This is a genomic window from Enterobacter cloacae complex sp. 2022EL-00788 (assembly GCF_026627565.1).
GTDB lineage: Bacteria > Pseudomonadota > Gammaproteobacteria > Enterobacterales > Enterobacteriaceae > Enterobacter > Enterobacter pasteurii.
In genome coordinates this window covers 279,339-302,820 of the sequence record NZ_JAPNMC010000005.1, presented here as the reverse complement: position 1 = coordinate 302,820, position 23,482 = coordinate 279,339, and the positions used below count along the sequence as shown (strand labels likewise).

General features: G+C 57.4%; 17 protein-coding genes, 4 tRNA genes and 1 pseudogene. 13 read left to right on the top strand and 9 right to left on the bottom strand.

Annotated elements, in window-relative coordinates; all coding sequences use genetic code 11:
* Positions 1-55: 55 nt before the first annotated feature.
* From sbmC to OWK27_RS10355, 3 genes are all read left to right on the top strand, one after another.
* On the top strand, positions 56-529 hold the full coding sequence (sbmC, locus tag OWK27_RS10365; protein ID WP_148418201.1) for a DNA gyrase inhibitor SbmC: 474 nt from the start codon (positions 56-58) through the stop codon (positions 527-529).
* A 91-nt stretch (positions 530-620) separates the two neighbouring features.
* A complete protein-coding gene (locus OWK27_RS10360) occupies positions 621-1,679 on the top strand; it encodes an FUSC family protein (RefSeq protein WP_242172234.1) in 1,059 nt (352 codons plus the stop codon).
* 147 nt (positions 1,680-1,826) lie between these two features.
* Positions 1,827-2,162 (top strand): DUF496 family protein, encoded by a 336-nt coding sequence (locus OWK27_RS10355; RefSeq protein WP_148418199.1) that lies wholly within the window; start codon positions 1,827-1,829, stop codon positions 2,160-2,162.
* A 137-nt stretch (positions 2,163-2,299) separates the two neighbouring features.
* On the opposite strand, the gene OWK27_RS10350 is transcribed toward OWK27_RS10355, so the two are convergent.
* Positions 2,300-2,375, bottom strand: a tRNA-Asn gene (locus OWK27_RS10350).
* 161 nt (positions 2,376-2,536) lie between these two features.
* On the opposite strand from OWK27_RS10350, the pseudogene emmdR reads away from it, so the two are divergent.
* Both emmdR and OWK27_RS10340 read left to right on the top strand, forming a co-directional pair.
* Positions 2,537-4,020 (top strand): annotated as a pseudogene (gene emmdR, locus OWK27_RS10345) (multidrug efflux MATE transporter EmmdR).
* Between the two features lie 103 nt (positions 4,021-4,123).
* A tRNA-Asn gene (locus OWK27_RS10340) sits at positions 4,124-4,199 on the top strand.
* Between the two features lie 109 nt (positions 4,200-4,308).
* Here OWK27_RS10340 and OWK27_RS10335 read toward each other — a convergent pair.
* Together OWK27_RS10335 and shiA are read right to left on the bottom strand one after the other, a co-directional pair.
* Positions 4,309-5,763, bottom strand: a complete 1,455-nt coding sequence (locus OWK27_RS10335) for an AMP nucleosidase (protein ID WP_148418197.1) — start codon at positions 5,761-5,763, stop codon at positions 4,309-4,311.
* 76 nt (positions 5,764-5,839) lie between these two features.
* Entirely contained in the window at positions 5,840-7,156 is a 1,317-nt protein-coding gene (gene shiA, locus OWK27_RS10330; protein WP_252004025.1) for a shikimate transporter, read from the bottom strand.
* Between the two features lie 256 nt (positions 7,157-7,412).
* Here shiA and pagP point away from each other — a divergent pair, with 256 nt between their 5' ends.
* On the top strand, positions 7,413-7,988 hold the full coding sequence (gene pagP, locus OWK27_RS10325) for a lipid IV(A) palmitoyltransferase PagP (RefSeq protein ID WP_148418195.1): 576 nt from the start codon (positions 7,413-7,415) through the stop codon (positions 7,986-7,988).
* On the opposite strand, the gene OWK27_RS10320 is transcribed toward pagP, so the two are convergent.
* From OWK27_RS10320 to OWK27_RS10310, 3 genes are read right to left on the bottom strand one after another with little or no spacing between them, the layout of a single operon-like run.
* Positions 7,985-8,950 carry an acyltransferase gene (locus OWK27_RS10320; protein WP_267590344.1) on the bottom strand — a complete coding sequence of 322 codons (966 nt, stop codon included), beginning with the start codon at positions 8,948-8,950 and terminating at the stop codon, positions 7,985-7,987. The two genes, pagP and OWK27_RS10320, sit on opposite strands and share 4 nt — an antisense overlap.
* Positions 8,947-12,009, bottom strand: coding sequence for an efflux RND transporter permease subunit (locus tag OWK27_RS10315; protein WP_267590343.1), 3,063 nt, complete (start codon positions 12,007-12,009; stop codon positions 8,947-8,949). The genes OWK27_RS10320 and OWK27_RS10315 overlap by 4 nt, the downstream gene beginning before the upstream one ends.
* Complete coding sequence (locus OWK27_RS10310; RefSeq protein ID WP_176609966.1) at positions 12,009-13,094, bottom strand: efflux RND transporter periplasmic adaptor subunit; 1,086 nt, start codon at positions 13,092-13,094, stop codon at positions 12,009-12,011. The genes OWK27_RS10315 and OWK27_RS10310 overlap by 1 nt, the downstream gene beginning before the upstream one ends.
* A 469-nt stretch (positions 13,095-13,563) precedes the next feature.
* On the opposite strand from OWK27_RS10310, the gene OWK27_RS10305 reads away from it, so the two are divergent.
* The 3 genes from OWK27_RS10305 (at position 13,564) to ldtA (ending at position 17,695) form a co-directional block, all read left to right on the top strand.
* Positions 13,564-13,995 carry a universal stress protein gene (locus tag OWK27_RS10305; RefSeq protein WP_148418192.1) on the top strand — a complete coding sequence of 144 codons (432 nt, stop codon included), beginning with the start codon at positions 13,564-13,566 and terminating at the stop codon, positions 13,993-13,995.
* Positions 13,996-14,041: 46 nt separating this feature from the next.
* Positions 14,042-16,735 carry a cation-transporting P-type ATPase gene (locus OWK27_RS10300; RefSeq protein WP_267590342.1) on the top strand — a complete coding sequence of 898 codons (2,694 nt, stop codon included), beginning with the start codon at positions 14,042-14,044 and terminating at the stop codon, positions 16,733-16,735.
* Positions 16,736-16,798: 63 nt separating this feature from the next.
* Positions 16,799-17,695: a L,D-transpeptidase gene (gene ldtA / locus OWK27_RS10295; protein ID WP_267590341.1), complete on the top strand. Its 897-nt coding sequence runs from the start codon at positions 16,799-16,801 to the stop codon at positions 17,693-17,695.
* Between the two features lie 78 nt (positions 17,696-17,773).
* On the opposite strand, the gene OWK27_RS10290 is transcribed toward ldtA, so the two are convergent.
* Positions 17,774-17,849, bottom strand: a tRNA-Asn gene (locus OWK27_RS10290).
* Between the two features lie 320 nt (positions 17,850-18,169).
* Here OWK27_RS10290 and nac point away from each other — a divergent pair.
* From nac to OWK27_RS10270, 4 genes are all read left to right on the top strand, one after another.
* Complete coding sequence (gene nac / locus OWK27_RS10285) at positions 18,170-19,087, top strand: nitrogen assimilation transcriptional regulator NAC (protein ID WP_148418189.1); 918 nt, start codon at positions 18,170-18,172, stop codon at positions 19,085-19,087.
* 96 nt (positions 19,088-19,183) lie between these two features.
* Positions 19,184-20,134 carry an HTH-type transcriptional regulator Cbl gene (gene cbl / locus OWK27_RS10280; RefSeq protein ID WP_148418188.1) on the top strand — a complete coding sequence of 317 codons (951 nt, stop codon included), beginning with the start codon at positions 19,184-19,186 and terminating at the stop codon, positions 20,132-20,134.
* Positions 20,135-20,324: 190 nt separating this feature from the next.
* Positions 20,325-20,678, top strand: coding sequence for a type II toxin-antitoxin system RelE/ParE family toxin (locus tag OWK27_RS10275; RefSeq protein WP_267590340.1), 354 nt, complete (start codon positions 20,325-20,327; stop codon positions 20,676-20,678).
* A 4-nt stretch (positions 20,679-20,682) separates the two neighbouring features.
* The gene (locus tag OWK27_RS10270; protein ID WP_193355825.1) at positions 20,683-20,985 is read left to right on the top strand and encodes a helix-turn-helix domain-containing protein; all 303 of its coding nucleotides are present in this window, start codon (positions 20,683-20,685) and stop codon (positions 20,983-20,985) included.
* 45 nt (positions 20,986-21,030) lie between these two features.
* On the opposite strand, the gene OWK27_RS10265 is transcribed toward OWK27_RS10270, so the two are convergent.
* A tRNA-Asn gene (locus OWK27_RS10265) sits at positions 21,031-21,106 on the bottom strand.
* A gap of 163 nt (positions 21,107-21,269) precedes the next feature.
* Positions 21,270-23,459, bottom strand: a complete 2,190-nt coding sequence (locus tag OWK27_RS10260; RefSeq protein WP_267590339.1) for a TonB-dependent siderophore receptor — start codon at positions 23,457-23,459, stop codon at positions 21,270-21,272.
* Between the last annotated feature and the right edge of the window lie 23 nt (positions 23,460-23,482).

The window sequence follows — 23,482 nt, the reverse complement described above, 5'->3', positions numbered from 1 at the left end:
ATAATATTTACTCTGCTTTATAGTGTATAAATACACAGTAATAAACGGAGGCAGCATGGACTACAGCATCAGGCAGCAGCAGAAACGTACGATCGCAGGCTTTCATCTCGTAGGGCCGTGGGAGAAAACGGTCAAGCAGGGATTTGAACAGCTGGTCATGTGGGTAGACGGCCGTCATATCCAGCCGCAGGAGTGGGTGGCCGTTTATTACGATAATCCGGATCAAGTGCCGGCAGAAAAACTCCGCTGCGATACCGCCGTAACGGTAGCGGACGATTTCACCATTCCTGAGAACAGCGAAGGGGTAATGATGACCGAGATTGCTGCCGGTGATTATGCCATCGCCACCGCGCGCGTGGAAAACGATGACTTCGCCACCCCGTGGTATCAGTTCTTCAACTCCCTGCTGGAGGACAGCAAATTCCAGATTGCGCCAAAGCCCTGTTTCGAACGCTATCTGAACGATGGCAATGCCGACGGCTACTGGGACATTGAGATGTTTGTTCCGGTAGAGCATAAGGTGGGTTAAGCCTGCAAAATGCAGGGTTTTTCAGCCGGGTGTAAACAATCCGGCTGAAAACACAGTACAATTGTGGTTTGCCGTGAAGCTGGAGACGGGTGTGCGCCCCGACAAATCATTAACGCCTTTTGAAATTCGGTTATACAAACATTATCGCGTGGTGCACGGTTGCCGCATTGCGCTTGCGTTTGTTCTGACCTTCGTTCTGGTTCGTTTGCTGGATATTCCGGAAGGAACGTGGCCGCTGATCACGCTGGTGGTGGTGATGGGGCCCATCTCCTTTTGGGGTAACGTTGTCCCGCGTGCATTCGAGCGTATTGGCGGCACCGTTTTAGGCTCTGCGCTTGGGCTTATCGCCCTCAAGCTGGAGCTGATTTCCTTCCCGGTCATGCTGCTGTGGTGCGCGGTGGCGATGTTTCTTTGCGGTTGGCTGGCGCTGGGCAAGAGGCCGTACCAGGCCCTGCTGATTGGCATTACGCTCGCGGTCGTGGTCGGCGCCCCGGCTGGGGACATGACTACCGCACTATGGCGAAGCGGGGACGTTATTCTCGGCTCGCTGCTCGCCATGCTGTTTACCGGCATCTGGCCGCAGCGCGCTTTCCTGCACTGGCGCATTCAGATGGCCAGCTACGTTACCGCGTTTAACCGCGTCTACCAGGCCGGTTTTTCTCCAAACCTGATCGAACGCCCGCGGCTGGAAAAGCACCTGCAAAAAATCCTCAATGATGTGGTCAAAATGCGCGGGCTGATTACCCCGGCAAGCAAAGAAACGCACATTCAAAAAGCCATTTTTGAGGCCATTCAGACGGTCAGCCGCAATCTGGTCTGCATGCTTGAGCTGCAAATCAATGCCCACTGGGCTTCCCGTCCCAGCCACTTCCTGATGCTCAACGCGCATACGCTGAAAGAGACGCAGCAGATGACGCAGCAAACCCTGCTGACCATTGCCCACGCGCTCTACGAAGGAAACCCCCAGCCGATTCGGGCCAACAGCGAGCGCCTGAATGAAATCGTCGCCGAGCTGAAACAGCTGATGAATGAACGGCATGTCGACAGCGTGGCGGAAACGCCCATCCATGGCTACGTCTGGCTGAGCATGGAGCTGGCGCGGCAGCTGGAGCTGTTATCGCAGCTGATCTGCCGGGCACTGCGCAAATAAAAAGCGTATGTGACGCCTGCTGCTTCGATTCAGCAACAATTAGGGTTATGATGGTTTTAAACGATATACTCATTGTCATTCGCAGCCGCTGTCTGTTAAAACGGTTGCCTTAACGAATCCGAATCTCACATTATCAGGGGTGTAAAAATGGAAACTACTAAGCCTTCGTTCCAGGATGTTCTGGAGTTCGTCCGCCTGTTCCGCCGCAAAAACAAACTGCAGCGCGAAATCCAGGACGTTGAGAAGAAGATCCGTGACAACCAGAAACGTGTCCTGCTGCTGGACAACCTGAGCGACTACATCAAGCCGGGCATGAGCGTTGAAGCTATTCAGGGCATCATTGCCAGCATGAAGAGCGACTATGAAGATCGCGTTGATGACTACATCATTAAAAACGCCGAGCTGTCCAAAGAGCGTCGCGACATCTCCAAGAAGCTGAAGGTGATGGGCGAAATTAAAAACGTCGACGCTAAGGCCGAGTAATCGCGCAATTTACTGCCCGGTGGCGGCTTCGCCTGCCGGGCCTGCGGTTCCGTGGTCGGGTAAGGCCTGGTTGCTTCCGACAGTTTTAGCGAACGCAGAAAAGCAAAAAGCCTGCTCGAAAGCAGGCTTTTTAAATTTGGCTCCTCTGACTGGACTCGAACCAGTGACATACGGATTAACAGTCCGCCGTTCTACCGACTGAACTACAGAGGAATCGTTGTGGAGGCTTATCTTAGCGGCGAAAAAACTTTTGTCAAACCTGATCTTAGGTAAAAGTGACTGATTGATGATTCTGTCGTCGTTTTGTTGCTAATCCAGACATAATTTTATGGAAAATACTTTGCAGGATACGCATTTCTGCCCCATCATTTGAAATGGAGTTTCAACTTTCTCGCTAAGGTCCATTTTGAACGTCACCGCCCCCATACGCCAGGCGATAATGCGCACGCCCTGGTATGCCAAACGTAAAAGCTATCGAGTTCTGTTCTGGCGTGAAATCACCCCCCTTGCTGTGCCCATCTTTCTGGAGAATACCTGCGTCCTGTTAATGGGGGTGCTGAGCACCTTCCTGGTGAGCTGGCTTGGCAAAGAAGCGATGGCCGGGGTAGGGCTGGCGGACAGCTTCAACATGGTTGTGATGTCGTTCTTCGCCGCTATCGATCTCGGGACGACGGTGGTGGTGGCGTTCAGCCTCGGCAAGCTCGATCCGAAACGCGCCCGGGAAGCAGCCAGACAGTCGCTGATGATCATGACGCTCTTTTCGATCGTTCTCGCGGCGGTTATCCATTACTACGGCAAAGAGATCATTGACGTGGTGGCGGGTGAAGCGACCGGTGAAGTGAAGGCGCTGGCGCTCACCTATCTGGAAATGACGGTGCTGAGCTATCCGGCGGCCGCCATCGCGCTGATTGGCAGCGGCGCGCTGCGCGGGGCCGGCAATACAAAAATTCCGCTGCTGATAAACGGCGGGATGAACATCCTGAACATCATCATCAGCACTATCTTGATCTACGGCGTCTTCTCCTGGGATGGGCTGGGTTTTGTCGGCGCGGGGCTAGGGCTGACCATTTCCCGCTATATCGGTGCGGCGGCCATTATCGGCGTTCTGATGGCGGGGATCGCGCCATCGCTGCGCCTGACGCTGAAAAGCTATTTCCGTCCGCTTAACTTCGCCATTATCTGGGAAGTGATGGGGATTGGTATTCCGGCCAGTATTGAATCCGTGCTGTTCAACGGCGGGAAGCTGTTAACGCAAATGTTTGTTGCCGGGATGGGGACGGACGTAATCGCCGGTAACTTTATTGCCTTCTCCATCGCCTCGCTCATTAACCTGCCCGGTAACGCGCTGGGGTCAGCGTCGACGATTATCACCGGCAGGCGCCTCGGAAAAGGGCAGATAGGGCAGGCGGAACGGCAGCTTCGCCACGTCTTCTGGCTTTCAACCATTGGGCTGACGGCAATCGCGTGGGGAACCGCGCCGTTTGCAGGGCTGATGGCCTCGTTCTACACGCATGAAAATGACGTAAAAGAGGTGGTGAAGGTGCTGATTTGGCTCAACGCGGCGTTTATGCCGATTTGGGCGGCCTCCTGGGTGCTGCCTGCCGGGCTGAAAGGGGCGCGCGACGCCCGCTTCGCCATGTGGGTGTCCATGCTCGGCATGTGGGGCTGTCGCGTCGTGGCGGGCTACACGCTGGGGGTGATGCTGGGCATGGGCGTGGTCGGCGTCTGGCTGGGGATGTTCCTTGACTGGGCCGTGCGCGGCGCGCTGTTCTACTGGCGTATGGTGAGCGGACGCTGGCTGTGGAAATACCCGCGCAAAAAAACGGAACAGGCGGTTTCGGAAACCGCAAATGCCTGACAAATGCGCGAAGTGGAGAATAAATCGGCAAACGATTGAAAATCTGCATTCACCCTTTGACATCCTCAGGGCGCATCGATAATATGCGCCCCGTTCACACGATTCCTCTGTAGTTCAGTCGGTAGAACGGCGGACTGTTAATCCGTATGTCACTGGTTCGAGTCCAGTCAGAGGAGCCAAATTTAAGAAGCCTGCTTTTAAAGCAGGCTTTTTGCTTTTCTGCGTTCTGTAAACCTGTCGGGAAGCAGCTTCGCCTTACCCCAGCGGCGGGAAGGCGAAGCCCTGCTATCAGCGGAACGGCGGCTCGTTGAAGGTGCGCAGCTTGCGGGAATGCAGCCTGTCGCCTTCCGCGCGCAGCAAATCGATGGCGCGAATACCGATTTGCAAATGTTCAGAAATAGCCCCCTCGTAAAAACGGTTCGCCTGACCCGGCAGCTTGATCTCCCCGTGAAGCGGCTTATCGGACACGCACAGCAGCGTGCCGTAAGGCACGCGGAAGCGGTAGCCCTGCGCTGCAATCGTGGCGCTTTCCATGTCGATGGCCACCGCGCGGCTGAGGTTGAAGCGCAGCGCGGAGGCGGAATAACGCAGCTCCCAGTTGCGGTCATCCGTGGTGACGACCGTACCGGTACGCAGGCGCTGCTTCACCTCTTCACCCGGCATACCGCTCACCTCTTTCGTGGCGTCGTACAGGGCGCGCTGCACTTCGGCGATGCTTGGGATTGGAATGTCCGGCGGCAGAACCGCGTCGAGAACGTGGTCGTCGCGCAGGTAGGCGTGGGCCAGGACGTAATCGCCAATCAGCTGGCTTTCGCGCAGGCCGCCGCAGTGGCCGATCATCAGCCAGACGTCCGGGCGCAGCACCGCCAGGTGGTCGCAGATGGTTTTCGCGTTAGACGGGCCAACGCCGATGTTAATCAGCGTAATGCCCTGGCCGTCGGCGGTGATCAGGTGCCAGGCAGGCATCTGGTGCTTTTTCCACGCCAGGTCGGAGATGGCCTCCTCCGGCGCTTCGGTTTCGGCGGTGATCCAGATCCCGCCCGCGCAGGAGAGGGCGATGTAAGGGCTGTCCGGGTCGAGGATCTGGCTGCAGCCCCAGCGGACAAATTCGTCCACATAGCGCGTGTAGTTGGTAAACAGCACGAACGGCTGGAAGTGTTCGGCCGGCGTGCCGGTGTAATGGCGCAGGCGCGCCAGCGAGAAGTCCACCCGGCGGGCATCAAAGTGCGACAGCGGTGAAAACTCAGCCGGGTGGTAGATGCCGTCAGCCGTTTCATCGCCAATCTGCGACAGCTCGGTCGTCGGGAAGTGGCGCGTCAGCCCCGCGCTCATGGAGCGGTCCAGCGTCAGCGCCGAGCCGTCTATCACGTAGGGGTAGGGGATCTCGTGCAGGGACGGTTCGACGCTGATATGCGCGCCGTAGTCCTGGTACAGTAGCGTGAGCTGCTCTTCCAGATAGGGCCGAAACAGCCCTGGACGGGTGATGGTCGTGCTGTAACAGCCCGAGTGGGTGAAGCGGGCATAGGCGCGGGTTTTCGGATTACTGCTGGCGCTGCCGTCCCAGGTGACAGAGAGCGATGGATAAACAAAAAGGCCCTGGGTTCTGGCCTTTTCATCGGGAAGTTTCCCGGTTTCGATATAGTCGCCGATGGCGTTACGCAGCGCGTTGACGGACTGTTCATACAGCGCGTCGAGTTTTTCCAGCGCCTGAGCCGGGGTCAGGCTGGAGCCCTTATTATTCATGTCTGTCTCCTTGTTCCACAGGTGTGCGGCGTTACCCGATAGTATGTCACACGCCTGTGAAACAAAAGTGAGGAGATCAGCCGCGCGCGGTTTCCTTCATAAACAGGGCGGTCGCGGCGGATAGCAGGCAGCCCGCCAGCAGGTAAATTGCCACGCTGTGCCAGTCGCCGCCGGAGAAGGTCACCAGCGCGGCGGCGATAAACGGCGTAAACCCGCCGCCGACCACGCTTGCGACCTGGTATCCCACGCCCGCGCCGCTGTATCGGTAGCTTGCGCCGAACAGCTCGGTAAACATCGGTTGCTGCACGCATACCACCATGTCGTGGGCGACATTGGCCAGCATGATGGCGAAGAAGACGATCCAGAAGACCGACTGCGCCTCCAGCGCCATAAAGAACGGCCACGCGCTCAGGGTGCCGATTAATGCCCCGGTGATGTAAACGCGCCGACGGCCAAACCGGTCGGCGAGCCAGGCGAAGCAGGGGATGGTCAGGCAGCTTATTCCGCCGACCACCAGGCCAATGTTCAGGAACAGCTCCCGCGGCAGGCCGAGGTTTTGCGTCGAATAGTTCAGGGCAAAAGCGGTGACGATATACATGGTCAACAGTTCACACAGGCGCAGGGCGATAATTTTCAGAAAAGCGCCAGGATGCTGCACCAGCGCTTCCATCACCGGCAGCCGTTTTTTCGCCACCGGCTTTTCCCGCTGCTGCTGTTCAAATTCGGCCGACTCCTCCATGCCGTTGCGGATCCAGAGGGCCACCACGACCAGCACAATGCTGAAGATAAACGGTATGCGCCAGCCCCAGCTCAGGAACTGCTCGTCGGTGGTGAGCTGGCTTATCAGCGACACCAGCCCGGTGGAGAGCAGCAGGCCCACGCCATACCCCACCTGTACGCCGCTGCTGTAAAAGGCTTTCCTGTTTTTTGGCGCACTTTCCACGGAGAGCAACGCCGCGCCGCCCCATTCGCCGCCTACGGCAAAGCCCTGAATGGCGCGCAGCGTCACCAGCAGCACCGGTGCCCACCAGCCGATGGAGTCAAAGGACGGCAAAATGCCAATTAGCGCGGTGGCAATGCCCATCATCCACACGGTGAGCATCAGCATGCGCTTGCGGCCCAGGCGGTCGCCGAAGTGGCCGAAGATCACCCCGCCGAGAGGGCGAAACAGGAAGCCGACGCCGAAGGTGGCAAAGGCGGCCAGCGTGCCCATGGCGGGGCCGATCTGGGGAAAGAATTCACGGTTGAACACCAGCGCGGCGGTGATGCCGTAGAGCAGAAAGTCATACCAGTCGACGACGGCGCCTGCGAAGCTCCCTAAAGCGGCGCGGCGGGCGCGGTTAAGCGAAGGTGTCTCCTCGTCAGGGCGAGCGGAGATGAGGGTTGAGTCCATAGTTGTCCTGTCCGTACTGATTTTTAATTATTGGTATAAGAAAAGGTCACTCACACTGCGGCCGTCGTAGTGACGGAACGTATGAGACTACCGCGACGGGCGGCCTGAGAAAACGTTTTTATCTTTCCTGAAAGCGCTAAATAAATATATTTCATCTTACCCCGCCCCAACATAAATCAACCTGTTTGGCTCCGGTTAGGTCTGGATGGTTTACAGTAATAACGATCGCAACGTGACGTAAGCTGAGGGAATAACCATGCAACGCCTCTTTCCTGCACTCTGGGTCGTTCTGTTTTTAGTGGTTTCGCCGCTGCATGCGGAGCCTAAAGTCTATGGCGAGCAGCGCATTCACCGCTGGTGGGACGCGCTGACGGAGGATATTTCTCAGACCTGGGAGCAGCCGGATCGTTACGATCTCTATCTGCCGTTTCTGAGCTGGCACGCTCGCTTTATGTACGATAAAGAAAAAACGGACAATTACAACGAAATGCCGTGGGGCGGGGGGCTGGGCATATCTCGCTACAGCGATGAGGGCAACTGGAGCGCGCTCTTTGCCATGATGTTTAAAGATTCCCACAACGAGTGGCAGCCCGCGATGGGCTACGGCTGGGAAAAAGGGTGGTATCTCGATAACGCGAAAGATTTTCGCCTGGGGCTGGGCGCCGCGGCGGGCATCACGGCCCGCGACGACTTTGCTAACTATGTACCGCTTCCGTTTATCTTTCCCCTGTTCTCCGCCGGGTACAAGCGCGCTACCGTTCAGTTCACCTATATTCCCGGAACCTACAACAACGGCAACGTGCTGTTTGCCTGGCTGCGGCTGGGCTTTTAAAGGGTGATCACTTTTTTAGCCACCGCGTTGGAGAGGATCAGCAGAGAAAACAGGACCGACGTTATAAAGGTGAGCACGATCAGGGCAAGCTTGATGCTCAGCGAGGTCACCGGAATAAGGGCCGTCAGCAGGTGAAACACCGAGTAGTGCATAATATATACCCCGGTCATCGTTTTGCTGATGGCGGCCAGCACGGACTCCTTAAACTCCGCATTGCGGCGAAAGCGTACGCCATTTGCCGCAATCACCAGCGCGATGATCAGAATGTAGATTTGCGATCCGGTGAGAATAAAGGCGTTTCTGTCGGCTTTAAACAGCGCGAAAAAGAAGTGCCGCTCGTAAAACCACGTGAAGAGATAGATAAACGGAATGGCAATTACCGCTGCCCTGACCACGCTTTTGCGGCCGATCCACGCTGCGATTTGCGGATCGCAAAAAAGCTGCCCCGTCAGATAAAACAGCAGCCACGTCCACAGCCGGTACTGGGGCGACAGCGAAAGAACATGGGCCTCAGGATAGAGCGCTGACAGCAAATCGTACCCGTACGAGAAAAGCAGCAGGCCGGCAATCACCCCGCAAAACAGCCTGCGCCGCTGGCTGAGCCACTCCACCGCCGGATGAAACGTGTAAATCATGACAAACGCGAACACGAACCAGGGCTGGATCAGATAGCCGCGCTGATAGGGCTCCCACAGGTAGTAGATGGTTATCCAGAACAGAAAGACGATAACCAGGCTTTTGATCTTATTAAGCTGCCAGCTTGTGCCGTGACGGGATTGCCCGTCCAGATAACCTGCAACCACAAAAAACAGCGGCGTGGCGATGGTCGAAATAAACGTTAAAAAGCCCAGGATCCAGTGGTAGTCATAATCATAACGATCCCAGGTGTTGTAGATGGTGAAAAAGGTTACCGCCGTCATACAGCCCAGCGTCTTGATGATGTTCAGCCCTGTCGCATTCATTGTTGTTCAGCTTTGTCCTTACGATGAAAACACGCATAAATTACCGGGAGTACCAAAAGCGTAAGGATTGTAGCAAAACCAAGTCCAAACATAATCACAACGGCCATGCTCTGGAAGAACACATCCAGCAGCAGGGGAGCGAGGCCAAGCACGGTGGTAAAGGCGGTCAGCAGGATAGGGCGCAGGCGCGAGGTGGCGGCGTAGACGATCGCGTCGTGCTGATCCTTATGCGCTTTTTGCTGCTCGATCTCTTCCACCAGCACAATGCCGTTGCGGATCAGCATCCCGCTCAGGCTCAGCAGGCCTATCAGCGCCATAAAGCCAAAGGGGATCCCGGTCAGTAAAAATCCCGGCGTGACGCCGATCAGCGCCAGCGGTACGGTCAGCCAGATGGCAACGGCGTTTTTCAGCGAACTGAACATCAGAACCGTGATGGCAAACATCACCAGATACCCCAGCGGCAGCGTGGTGAACAGGCCCTGCTGCGCTTCGCTGGAGTTTTCTGCATCCCCGCCCCACTCGATGCTGTAGCCGTGGGGCAGGGGAAGCGCATCTACGTGCGGCTTCACGCGGGCGAGAATATCGCCGGAGGTCTGCTGGCTCAGCGGGTCGGGGTCGGTCTGCACGGTCAGCACCCGCGAGCGGTCGCGACGCAGGATCAGCGGATCTTCCCACTCCAGCGAGAAGCTGCTGACGACGTTACTCAGCGGAATATACTGCTGCCGGGTCTGGCTCCAGACCAGCACGTTGTTCAGGTGATTGGCGTCCAGCCGCTCGCTTTCCGGGGGGCGCACCACCACGGGTAACAGGTCGCTCCCTTCCCGGTACAGTCCCGCCCGGCTGCCGGAGAAATTCATCTCCAGGGCGTTATCGACGTCCTGCTTATCCACGCCAAGCTCGCGGCCGAGCGCGGCAACGTACTGGGGACGGATCACCTTGCTGCGGTTTTGCCAGTCGTTCCTGACGCTGTCGGTGGCCGGATCGTGCGCGAGGATATCATCCACCTGGCTGGCTATCAGGCGCAGCCTGTCGGGATCGGGCCCTTTAATGCGTACCTCAATGGCGCTGTCGCCGGAGGGGCCAAACATTACCCGCTTCGTGCTGGCGTTAACCTGCGGGTAGTGGCGGGCAATGTACTCATCCACGTAGCGTGCCAGCGCCGGAATAGTACGCCGCTCGTCCATCCGCACCATGATTTGCGCGTAGTTGCTGTACTGGCGCTGCCCGCTGTAGGTCAGAATAAAACGCATACTTCCCTGACCAATCGTCGAGACCGTGGTCTCCACCCCGGGCTGGCCGTTAATGGTTTTCTCGATATCACCGGTCATCTTCTCGGTCCATTTGATGTCGGTTCCGTAAGGAAGCCAGAGGTCGACAAAGAAAATCGGCGTACTGGAGGAGGGAAAGAAGTTCTGGCGGACCGAACCAAAGCCCCAGACCGCAGCGGCCAGCAGGGCGGCCATGACGATCAGCGTCGGTGCCTTACGCCGCAGTAGCGCGCTCAGCAAGCCCTGATAGAGCCGATAGATGCGTTTGTCGTAAGGATCCGTTTCGTCGGCCTTCGGCGGCGCAGCGTCATGCTTAAACAGCCACCACTTAATCAGCACCGGGGTAATGGTGAGCGCTGAGAACCAGCTCAGCATGAGCGAAATCAGCAGCACCTGAAACAGCGATTTACAGTACTCGCCGGTGGAGTCCTGCGACAGCCCGACGGGCGCAAAGGCCAGAATAGCGATCACCGTCGCGCCCAGCAGCGGCAGGGCAGAGCGGCGGGTGATGTGATTAATGGCCCCGGACAGGGGCGAACCCTGCTGCCGGGCAATAAGTACCCCTTCGACAATCACGATGGCGTTGTCCACCAGCATACTGAGGGCGATGATCAGCGCCCCCAGGGAAATGCGCTGCAGTTCAATTCCCCAGAGATACATGAAAAGCAGCGTACCCAGCACGTTGAGCGCGAGGGAGAAGGCGATGATAATCCCGCTGCGCAGGCCCATAAAAATCAGCAGCACGCCGACGACGATTGCCAGCGCCATCAGGAAATTAACGATAAACCCGTTCACGGAATGGCCCACTTCCGCGGCCTGATCGTAAAACAGGTCGATATGGATCCCCGCCGGTTTTTCAGCGGACATCTGCTGAAGCTTCACCTCCAGCGCATGCCCCACGTCGATCACATTCACGCCGGGGATAAAGGAGACGCCCATGGTGACGGCCTTTCTGCCGTTGGCATGGTAGATGCCGGGCGGTGAGGCATTCAGCCCGCGCGACAGGGTGGCGATATCTCGCAGGCGGGTAGTCGCCCCGGTGCCGGACGGGGAGATGATGAGATCGGCAAGCTCGTCAATATTCTCGAACTCACCGGTAGGATGCAGGCGGATCGACTCGGTTCCGGCGGGAATGTCCCCCGCGCTGGAGACCACGTTCAGCCTGCCCAGCAGCGCGGAGAGCTGGTTTAGCGTGATTCCGCGCGCGGCCATTTTGCTCAGAGAAATATCCACGTTGATCTGCTGGCTGATGGCCCCGCCGATGGCGACCTTACCGACGCCCGGCACCAGGACCAGCTCCCGGCGCAGCTGCTCGGCATAGCGCACCAGTTCAGGATTGCTAAATTCATCTCCGGAAATGGCAAAGAAAAAGCCGAACACGTCGCCAAAATCGTCATTCACAAACGGGGTCACCACGCCCGGCGGAAACTGGCGCGCGGCATCCCCCACGCGGCGGCGCAGTTCATCCCAGATCTGCGGCAGATCGTTTGAATGGTAGCGCGACGCGATATTCACGGTGATTTGCGACAGGCCGCTGGAGGAGATGGAGCTGACGTTATCCAGGTACGGTAGCTGCTGAAGCGCGTTTTCCAGCGGCAGGGTGACCTCTTCCTCAACCTGCTGCGCCGACGCGCCCGGATAATGGGTGACCACAACCGCCGTTTTGATGGTAAATGCGGGATCTTCCAGCCTGCCGATATTCAGCAGGGCAAACACGCCGCCAACGCCCAGCAGCAGAATGGTCAGCCAGACGCGAACCGGGTTGTTGATAAACTGACGAGTGATATCCATTACAGTCCCCGTTCACGCGTCCAGATGCGAACCGGCTGGTTGGCATGCAATTCCCCCACGCCCGCGGCCACCACGCGCTCGCCGGCATGAAGTCCGCGCGTGATCACCACTCCCTCGGTGCTGACCTGGCCCACGCTGACCTTGCGATCTTCCAGGTGCAACGCATCGCCCTCACCCTTGACCACCCAGACGTGCGGCTCATTGCGCGGGCTGTTATCGGGGTTAAAGACCGCCTCAACCGGCACCACCAGCGCCTGAGTGCCCACCCCCGCGGGAAGGTTGGTTAGATTGACGGTGACCGTCCCGCTGACGCCCCCCACGGCGGGAAAATCGTCCGGCCGGGGCATGGTTAAAATTACCTGCCAGGTCAGGGTATTGCTGTCGCTGCTGCCCGAGTGCTCTTTGTAGACAGCGGTAAATTCGCGGTCGGGCAGGGCGTTAATCCTCACGACCGGGCGATACTGCATATTGCGGATATCGAAGGTTCTGAACAGATTCTCAGGAATGCTGAACACCACGTCCAGCGTGTCCGTGCGGGTCAGCGTGACGACGGGCTGGCCTGCTGAAACGACCTGATGGTTTCGCACGTGCACGCTGGCCGCCGTCCCGCTAAAGGGGGCGACGAGCGTCATCTGGCTTAATTCTTCGCGGGCAATCTGTAGCGCGGCGTTTGCGGAGTCGCGCTGCGCGCGCTGAACGTCCATCTCGGCCTTCGAAATGGCCTGGCGTCCCGCCAGCGTCTGGAAGCGGTCGAACTGCCGCTGGGCCAGCGTCGCCGCCGTTTGCCTGTCGTTCAGACGCTGCTGCGCCTCGCGGGCGTTGAGCCTGGCGAGCGGTTGCCCTTGCCTGATGACGGCGCCCTGGCGAATATCGAGCGCCTCAATCTGCCCGGGACGCTTGAAGGCCAGATCCGTGGCGTCGCCGGATTCGATGCGGGCGGGGAAAACCCGCTGCTGCGCGCTGCCGGCTTCAGCCACCTCCGCGACTTTTACCATTTTGGGCAGGGGAGCGGCGGGATCGGGTCTGGAGTCGCACGCCGTCAGCAGCAGTAACGCGACGGGCAGAAAAGAGACGTAACGTTTCACGGTATTCCCCTGAAAATAATTATTTTATTTCGTCATCAATGCTGAGGCGGCGCTATTCTGCCAGGGCCGAGACGACCGCATAGGTAAATAAGCCGATTGCCGTGCTGGCGATAATGGCAAGCGCGATAAACAAACCAAGTCGAATCAGGCTTAAACCGTACATGCATTCCTCCATGAGGTGGAAGGTGGCGCGGGATAAATATCAGTGAGCGCGTTGCGTGCCTGACTATGAGCATAGTCGTTGAATAAATAAATGTTAAATAACCATTATTAGCGGCGTGTCGCCTTCGGGCTGAACGTTAGTAACAAAAGCTGGTTCGCTTTGAATAACATCCTGATATTCCTGTGCTACGTTTAATAGCATTCATCCCTTTTTTCTCTAAACGTCATTCACGCGTATACCCCTGCGCGTTATGCGATCTCTCCTGGTTCACACACCGTCGTGTTGGTCATAAAAAGGATGCTCGGTATGTATAAAAATATTCTGGTTCCGGTGGACGTCTATGAGACAACCCTCTCTGACAAAGCGCTTCAGCACGCTCAGTTCCTGGCGCAAAGCGCGTCGGGTGAAATCCACCTGCTGCACGTTATGCCAAAGTTTTCCGCTGAACTGACGCGCGGCTTTATTGCAGACGCAAGAAAGATGGATGAATATATGATTAATAACGCTAAAGAAAAGCTTGCCGCGCTGGTAAAAAAAGTCAACCTGCCGGAGGCCCACGTCCATCTCCACGTTCGCAGCGGAAATATTCGTGATGAGGTAATAAAGCTGGCGGATGAACTTAACGCCGGAGCGATAATTGTGGGGTCGCGCAATCCTAATATTCAAACCCACTTATTAGGATCTGAGGCGGCGAGTATCGTTCGTTACGCGCATGTTCCTGTTTTCGTTATTCGTTAATGGCGTGAAGCAAGGTGATTTCTGAAAAGAACCCGAGGAAGGAACGATGAAAGCAGAAAAACCTCACCGTCCGTATTATCAACAGACCGTTGAAGAAACACTGACAAATATACAATCCAGCCCCGACGGACTTAGCCGTACGGAAGCCACCGCCAGGCTGGAACAATACGGTGAAAACGCGTTGCCGCAAAAAGCGGGTAAACCCGGCTGGCTGCGCTTTTTAGCCCATTTTAACGATGTCCTTATTTATGTTCTGCTGGCGGCGGCGCTGCTGAAGCTGATAATGGGACACTGGGTGGATATGTTTGTCATTCTCGGGGTCGCCGTCATTAACGCCCTGATCGGCCATATTCAGGAGAGCAACGCGGAGAAATCGCTGCAAAGCATTCGCAATATGCTCTCCAGCGAGGCGGTGGTCATCAGGCAGGGCAGCCATGAAACCATCCCCACTACGGCGCTGGTGCCGGGAGACGTTGTGGTGATACGCGCCGGGGACCGCATTCCCGCCGACCTTCGCGTGATAGAGGCCCACAACCTGCGGGTGGAAGAGGCTATCCTCACCGGCGAATCCACCGTCGTGGAGAAAAACAGCGATGCGCTCAGCGGCGAACTGCCGTTAGGCGACCGTTACAACCTGCTTTATTCCGGCACCACGGTCAGCTCCGGCGGGGGGAAAGGGCTGGTGGTAGCGACCGGCGGCGAGACCGAGCTCGGCCACATCAACCAGATGATGTCGGACATCGAAAAGCACCGTACCCCGCTGATGGTGCAAATGGACAGGCTCGGCAAGACCATTTTCATCACCATTCTGGTGATGATGGTGGCGCTGTTTGTTTTCAGCCTCATCTTCAGGGATATGCCCGTTTCAGAGCTGGTGCTGTCGTTGATAAGCCTGGCGGTGGCGGCGGTGCCGGAAGGATTACCGGCCATTATCTCGATTATCCTCTCGCTGGGCGTTCAGGCGATGGCGCGGCGCAAGGCGATTATTCGCAAGCTGCCCACCGTGGAAACGCTGGGGGCGATGACGGTCATCTGCTCGGACAAAACCGGCACCCTGACGATGAACGAAATGACGGTAAAAGCGGTCATCACCGCGGACACCACCTATCGCGTGGAGGGGGACAGCTACGAGCCGGTGGGGAATATTCACCCTGTTGACGACCCGACGCCAGCGAGCGTGGCCCGGGGCTCGGTGCTGGAGCGCTATCTGCGCACCGTCGATCTCTGTAATGATAGCCAGCTGATCAAAGATGAGCAGGGGCTGTGGAAAATCACGGGCGGCCCGACCGAGGGTGCGCTGAAGGTGCTGGCGGCGAAAATCCCGCTGCCTGCCGTCGATTCTGAGCTGCGCGGTAAAATCCCCTTTGATTCGCAGTACAAGTACATGTCCACCCTGTACCGTCTTGGCGACGAAGAGGTAATACTGATTACCGGCGCGCCGGACGTGCTTTTCCGCCTTTGCCAGCAGCAGCAGACGAACGGTGGACTGGAGCCCTTCAATCAGCCCTACTGGGAAGAGAAAATTGAAGCGTATGCCCGTGAAGGGCTGCGCATGGTGGCGGCGGCCTGGAAACCTGCCGCCAGCGGCCAGCGCGAGCTGGAGCATGCGGATTTGCAGGAGGGCGTTATTCTGCTCGGTATCGCCGGCATGATGGATCCGCCGCGTCCGGAGGCCATTACGGCCATTGCCGACTGCCTGCAGGCGGGGATTCGCGTGAAGATGATTACCGGCGATCATCCGCAAACGGCAATGAGTATTGGCCAGATGCTGGGCATCGGTAACGCCGCGAGCGCCATCACGGGACGCGAGCTGGAGGCAATGGACGACCAGCAGCTGAGCGAGGCGGCGCAGAAATACGATATTTTTGCGCGCACCAGCCCGGAAGATAAATTCCGCCTGGTGCAGGCGCTGCAAAGTAAGCAGGAAGTGGTGGGGATGACCGGGGACGGCGTGAACGATGCTCCGGCGCTGAAGCGGGCGGATGTCGGCATCGCAATGGGCATCAAAGGTACCGAGGTCACCAAAGAAGCCGCCGACATGGTGCTAACGGATGATAACTTCGCCACCATCGCCAGTGCGGTGCACGAGGGGCGGCGGGTCTACGACAACCTGAAGAAGACCATTCTGTTTGTGATCCCAAGCAACATCGCCCAGGCGTTGCTGATCATTATTGCCCTGCTGGCGGGGAACCTGATCCCGTTAACGCCCGTGCTGATCCTCTGGATGAACATGGCGACGTCGGCAACGCTGTCGTTTGGCCTGGCGTTTGAAGCAGGCGAGAAGGACATCATGCACCGGCCGCCGCGGAAGTCGAATCTGCACGTCATGGACGGTTTCGCCATCTGGCGGGTGGCGTTTGTCGGCCTGATGATTGCCATTAGCGCCTTTGTGCTGGAGGCCTGGCTGCAGCCGCGGGGTTACTCGCCGGAATTCATCCGCACCGTGCTGCTGCAAATGCTGGTGACGGCCCAGTGGTTCTACATGCTCAACTGCCGCGTCACCGACGGTTTCTCTCTGAGCAAAGGTCTGCTGGCCAATAAGGGAATATGGATTGTCAGCGGCGTGCTGCTGATGCTTCAGCTTCTGATCGTCTATGCACCGTTTATGCAGATGCTGTTCGGTACCGAAGCGCTGCCGTTCCGCTACTGGATCATTACCTTCCTGATTGGGTTTGCGATGTTCATGATTGTCGAAGCGGAAAAAGTCCTCACCCGGAAGTGGCGCACGCCAAAAGCATAGCTATGCAAGTATGATAAGCCTGCCCACCGGCAGGCTTTCTCTTTTAACCGAGCACAGAACATTATGATTCGATTTGCCACGTTCGTTTTTACGCTTTGTTCCCTGGCGCCCGCGGCGTTTGCCGTAACCTATCCGCTCCCCCCAGAAGGAAGCCGGCTGGTGGGGGCACCCGTCACCGTTACCGTGCCCGAGGGCAATACCCTGCCTCTCGAAGCCTTCGCGGCGCAGCACGGGCAGGGGCTGAGCAATATGCTGGAAGCTAACCCCGGGGTCGATCCGTTTCTGCCCCGAGCCGGAACGCGGCTGGTGGTGCCGCAGCAGCTGATTCTGCCGCCAACGGTGCGTGAGGGGATCGTGGTGAACGTGGCGGAAATGCGCCTTTACTATTATCCACCCGACGGCAATACGGTGGAGGTGCTGCCTGTCGGCATCGGCCAGGCCGGACGCGAAACGCCGCGTAACTGGGTAACCGCCGTGGAGCGTAAGCAGGAAGGCCCAACCTGGTCACCTACGCCCAACACGCGTCGCGCTTACGCGAAAGAGGGCAAGACCCTGCCCGCGTTCGTACCCGCTGGGCCGGATAACCCGATGGGGCTGTATGCCATCTATATTGGCAGGCTGTATGCCATTCACGGCACCAACTCGAATTTCGGCATCGGGCTGCGCGTCAGCCAGGGATGCATTCGCCTGCGCAATGACGACATCAAGTACCTGTTTGATAACGTCCCGGTGGGCACGCGGGTGCAGCTTATCGATATGCCCGTAAAGGTCACCACGGAGCCGGACGGCAGCCGCTGGGTAGAAGTGCACGAGCCGCTTTCGCGCAATCGCGCCGAATTTGAGTCCACGAATAAGGTTCCGCTGCCCATAACCGCCGCGCTGCGGGCGCAGCTCGTTAGCGATGGCGCGCAGGCCGAACTGGAGCGGCGGTCGGGGATGCCGGTGAAGATCGGCATGTGAGGATAGTTCGACGGGCGGCTGCGACAGCGCAAATGCAGAAAAGCAAAAAGCCTGCTTTAAAAGCAGGCTTTTCAAATTTGGCTCCTCTGACTGGACTCGAACCAGTGACATACGGATTAACAGTCCGCCGTTCTACCGACTGAACTACAGAGGAATCGTGTGAACGGGGCGCATATTATCGACCCTCGTACGCCTTGTCAAAGGATGGATCGCCGTCTTTCGATCGTTTGCTGACAAAAACAGCAAAGTGACGATTTTGCCAACGTAATGCACCATTTTTGTGCAGATATACCCCGAATGGGGCAGATCGGAAACCGTTGCCTGCGCCTGAAAAAGGGCTTCAGCGATTGGCTTTCCTTATTTTCAGCCGCTTAGCGACGATATCGGACCATCTGCAAAAACTGGCATTCATATTGCAAAACCTGTTCAACAACACAGCCGTTAGCGGCACGGTATTTTCGAACAGGGGGCAACATGAACTTAAGACGACTGAAATACTTCGTAAAAATCGTCGATATCGGCAGCCTGACGCAGGCAGCTGAAGTGCTGCACATCGCGCAGCCTGCGCTGAGCCAGCAGGTCGCGACTCTGGAAGGCGAAATGAACCAGCAGCTGTTGATCCGCACCAAGCGCGGCGTAACGCCTACCGAAGCAGGTAAAATTTTATATACCCACGCCCGCACCATCCTGCGCCAGTGTGAACAGGCGCAGCTGGCCGTTCACAACGTTGGTCAGACCCTGAGCGGGCATGTCTCCATCGGGCTGGCACCGGGTACGGCCGCATCGTCCGTCACCATGCCGCTGCTTCAGGCGGTGCGCGCAGAGCTGCCGGAAGTGCTGGTTTACCTGCATGAGAACAGCGGTGCCGTCCTGAATGACAAGCTGCTCAGCGGCCAGCTGGACATGGCGGTACTCTACGATCGCTCACCGGTTGCCGGGATCACCAGCCAGCCGCTGCTGAAGGAAGACCTCTATCTGGTCGGTACCCGTGACTGCCCGGGGCAGAGCATTGATTTAACGGCCGTGGCGGAGATGAACCTGTTCCTGCCGCGTGACTACAGCGCGGTGCGCGTGCGCGTCGATGAAGCGTTCTCGCTGCGCCGCCTCACGGCGAAAATTATCGGTGAGATTGATTCCATCTCCACGCTGACTGCCGCCATTGCCAGCGGGATGGGCGTGACGGTACTGCCCGAGTCCGCCGCACGTTCGCTGTGCAGCGCGGCGAACGGCTGGATGGCCCGCATCACCACGCCGTCCATGAGCCTGCCGCTGTCCCTGAACATGTCCGCGCGCGGTTCGCTTTCTCCGCAGGCGCAGGCGGTGAAAGAGATCCTGATGTCTCTGGTCAGCAAGCCATCGCTGGAAAATCGCGAGCTGCAGCTCGTCAGCTGATATTCCAGATAAGCATAAGATGCTGGTTTTTATTATTTGTTTTACAGCCCGGCTGACTCTAACAATAGCGTTATGTCAGATGCGCCGGAGTGAATCGTGAATTTCCAGCAGCTTAAAATTATTCGTGAGGCGGCCAGGCGGGATTACAACCTGACTGAAGTCGCCAACATGCTTTACACCTCCCAGTCGGGCGTCAGCCGACACATCCGCGAGCTGGAAGAGGAGTTAGGCATTGAGATCTTCATCCGCCGCGGCAAGCGCCTGCTCGGCATGACGGAGCCCGGCAAGGCGCTGCTGACCATCGCCGAGCGCATACTCAACGAGGCCAGCAACGTGCGCCGGCTGGCGGATCTCTTTACCAGCGATGCCTCCGGCGTGCTGACCATCGCCACCACCCATACGCAGGCGCGCTACAGCCTCCCGACGGTGATCAAAGCCTTTCGTGAGATCTTCCCGGACGTCCGTCTCGAGCTGATCCAGGGCACGCCGCAGGAAATCGAAGTGCTGCTGCATAACGGTGGGGCCGATATCGGCATTGCCAGTGAACGGCTGAGCAACGACCCGCTGCTGGTGGCTTTCCCGTGGTTCCGCTGGCATCACAGCCTGCTGTTGCCTGACGATCACCCGCTGAACCAGGTTTCGCCGCTGACGCTGGAAGAGATCGGCAAATGGCCGCTCATCACCTACCGGCAGGGCATAACCGGCCGCTCGCGCATTGATGAGGCGTTCAAGCGTAAAGGGCTCACGCCTGACGTGGTGCTGAGCGCGCAGGATTCCGACGTGATCAAAACCTACGTCGAGTTAGGGCTGGGGATTGGCCTGGTGGCGGAACAGTCCGGCGGCGAGCGTGAAGCCGGGAACCTGGTGCGTCTGGACACGCGCCATCTGTTCGACGCGAATACCGTCTGGCTGGGACTGAAGCGCGGGCAGCTCCAGCGCAACTACGTGTGGCGATTTATTGAGTTGTGCAACGCCGGTCTCTCGGTAGACGAGATCAAACGTCAGGTGATGGAGCCGGAAGAAGTGGCGATTGATTATCAGATTTAACTACGCGTTTGCCCGGTGGCGCCGAGCTTTCCGGGCATGTTATTCCTCCTTTACCCTGTTCTCCTTTATTTCTGAAGACGGCTTCCATATTTTGCATCCTTAACCTGCATGCCAGCCAATCTGTCTGCATAATCGGCACTATAGTTTTGCATCTATATAGTGTTTGATCTATATTGCACAAGGAGGTCCCGTGTGGGCTATTAAAACGACGGACAGGTTTGACGACTGGTTCACCTCATTAAACGACAGCGAGAGGGCCAGCGTACTCGCCGCGCTACTCGTTTTACGGGAGAAGGGGCCCGGTCTGTGCAGGCCGTATGCCGATACGCTTAAAGGCTCGCGGCACAGCAATATGAAAGAGCTGCGTATCCAGAATAAGGGCGATCCGCTGCGGGCGTTTTTCGCTTTCGACCCGAACCGTACGGGTATTGTGCTTTGTGCAGGCAATAAGGTCGGTAATGAAAGGCGATTTTACGATGAGATGCTCCTCGTTGCGGATCGGGAATACGCTCGCTGGCTAAACACACTAGAAGAGAGGAAGTAACGCGATGGGCAGAACCCTGGAGCAGCTAATTGCAGATGAGAAACCCGAGGTTGTTGCCAGCGCACAGGCAATGGCAACGGATATTTTGCTCAATATCCATCTGGCTGAGCTACGTGAAAAAGTGCAAAAAACGCAGGTAGATATGGCTAAGGCGTTGGGAATTAAACAGCCTACCGTCGCCGTCATGGAAAAGCCAGGACGCGATATTAAGCTCTCTTCTCTGAAACGCTACGTTGAGGCTGCCGGAGGAAAGTTACGGCTGGATGTTGAACTGCCGGATGGCTCGCATTACGATTTTTTGCTGTAGTTCAGAAAAGCAAAAAGCCTGCTTTAAAAGCAGGCTTTTCAAATTTGGCTCCTCTGACTGGACTCGAACCAGTGACATACGGATTAACAGTCCGCCGTTCTACCGACTGAACTACAGAGGAATCGTTTGAACGAGGCGAATATTATCGACCTGCGTGCGCCTTGTCAAAGGGGAAAACGGCGTTTTTGTTCGTTTGCCGAGAATTTCAGCAAACCGATGATTTTATAGCAAATTTGCTTTCAAATTGCACAGCAGGCTGCGCCGCCCGCAGGCGGCGCGAAGGATCAGAACAGGACGGAGTAGTTCAGACCAAAGGTACGTCCACGGCCTTTATAGGTATAAAGGCCCGGTGCGCCGTAGGTTGGGCTATACAGCCCCGGTGCGCGCTGGCCCCAGGCGGTGGTGTAGTCTTTGTCCAGCAGGTTTTCCACGCTGAAGCTGACTTTACCCACCGGCAGGGCGTAGCTGCCCAGGAAATCAATGGTGTTATAGCCATCGATCTTCTTGCCGTCGGCATCGGACACGTCAAAGGTTTGCGTGCTCTGCACGCGCAGCGCCCAGTCGCCCGGCGCCCAGTTAACCCATGCGCTGGCCTTCGACGGGCTGGCGCTGTCTACCGTCAGCTTCTCCCATTTCCCGTTTTCGCGCGTCTCGGACTTAATGGCGTTAAAGTTCGCCCCGGTGCTCCAGTCGCTGTCGGTGAAGAAATAATCCACCTGGCCTTCAACCCCGTAAATACGGCGTTTGTCGTCTTCCAGGTTAATGGTCATGTCGCTCTTGTTGATGGTAATGGTCTTATCCGAGAGCGAGTAGTAGGCCGCCACCTGCGTACGCAGGTTATCGCCGGTGAAGCGCCAGCCCAGTTCATAAGCGTTGACCTTAATACCGTCCAGCGTGGAGTCGTTCACGTTCACGCTGTTTTGCAGACGATAGTGACCGTCGACCAGCTGATAGGTACCGGATCCGTAGTACTTCGCCAGGTCCGGGATTTCAAAGCCCTGGGAGAAGTTAAACCACAGCTGCTGACGTTCGGTCAGGCGTCCCAGGATCCCCGCGTTGAACAGGAAGTTGTTGTAATCGGTTTTCCCGCCCGGCACCGCGTCTGCCGAGGTCGCTTTGCCCGTGGCGATAGCCTGCTGCTGGGCGTAACCGACAAAATCGTCCACCTTATTTTCGGTGTACTGGTAACGCACGCCGCCGCTCAGGGTGATGGCGTCAATGTCATAGCTGGCCTGGAGGAACGGGGCCAGGTTGGTAATGCTGTAACCCGGATAACGGCCCACGTTATAGGCGTTGTCCAGCTTCATGCCGCCGCTTGCGGACGCTTTGCTCAGGTCAAAGAACTGCTGGTTGGCGTCGAAGGTTTCGTGATCGGCATCCACGCCCCAGGTGAGGGTCAGGTCGTCCACCGGCTTGCTGTTCAGCGTCAGCTTGCCGCCGTAAAAATCGGTTTTTTGCTGGGACGCGCCAATGCTCGTCACCGTGCCTTTGCTCAGCGTCGGGAACGGGTAGTAGGTCAGGCTCTCATCGCGATAGTAAATCTGCGCGACCAGATCCTGGCCCCAGAAGTCGGTGTTCGAGTATTGCAGGTTAATCAGGTGACGCTCTGTGCCCGGGATCCGGTCAGAGTCCAGGTTGTTTTTGTTGTAGGCTTTGGCATCGCCCGTTACCGCAGCGAAATTCTCCCCGAGGAAAAGGCCGTGCTTCCCGTCGGATTCGCTTTTGTAGTACTGCGTGGTTAGCTGGAGCTGCTGATGGTCGTCAATGTTGATGGTGCCGGTACCCATCACGTCAATACGGTCGGAATACTGCAAGCCGGTCTGGGTGTTATCAATAATCACCTCGTCGCCGTTGCCGTCGTACCAGCCGCCGTAGCGCTGATAGGAGACCGACAGACGGCCAGAGGCGTTGTCGTTACCGCCGCTCACCGCGGCGGAGACGTTCTCATCGTGATCGTTATGGCTGTTAAATCCGCTTTTTGCCCCGGTCTGGAACTCCACTTCGGTCTCAGGCTGGCCTTTTTTGGTGACGATATTCACCAGGCCGCCGGTGCTGCCGCCGCCGTAGAGCGAGGTGGCGCCGGAGATAACCTCGATGCGGTCAATGTTGAACGGATCGATAGAGTCAAGCTGGCGGCTGTCGCTGCGGGAGGAGTTCAGGCGTACGCCGTCTACCATCACCATCATGGAGCGACCGCGCAGGTTCATGCCGTAGTTGGTACGCCCCTGGCTGCTGACGTCCATGCCGGGGATCAGCTGCGCCAGCACGTCTTTAATCTCTTTCCCGCCCTGAACCTGCTGCTCAATTTCCGCACGCTCAATGACCCAGGTCGTCTGCGCCATCTCCGCCACGCTGCGGTGCGCGCGGCTGGCGGAAACCACAATATCTTCTTCCTTTTGTTCTTCCGCCCACGCAGAGGTAGAAAGCATGGCAAGCAGGCACGGATTTAATACCCAAAGATGAGAACGTTTCATTGTTATGTTGATCCTGAATGTGT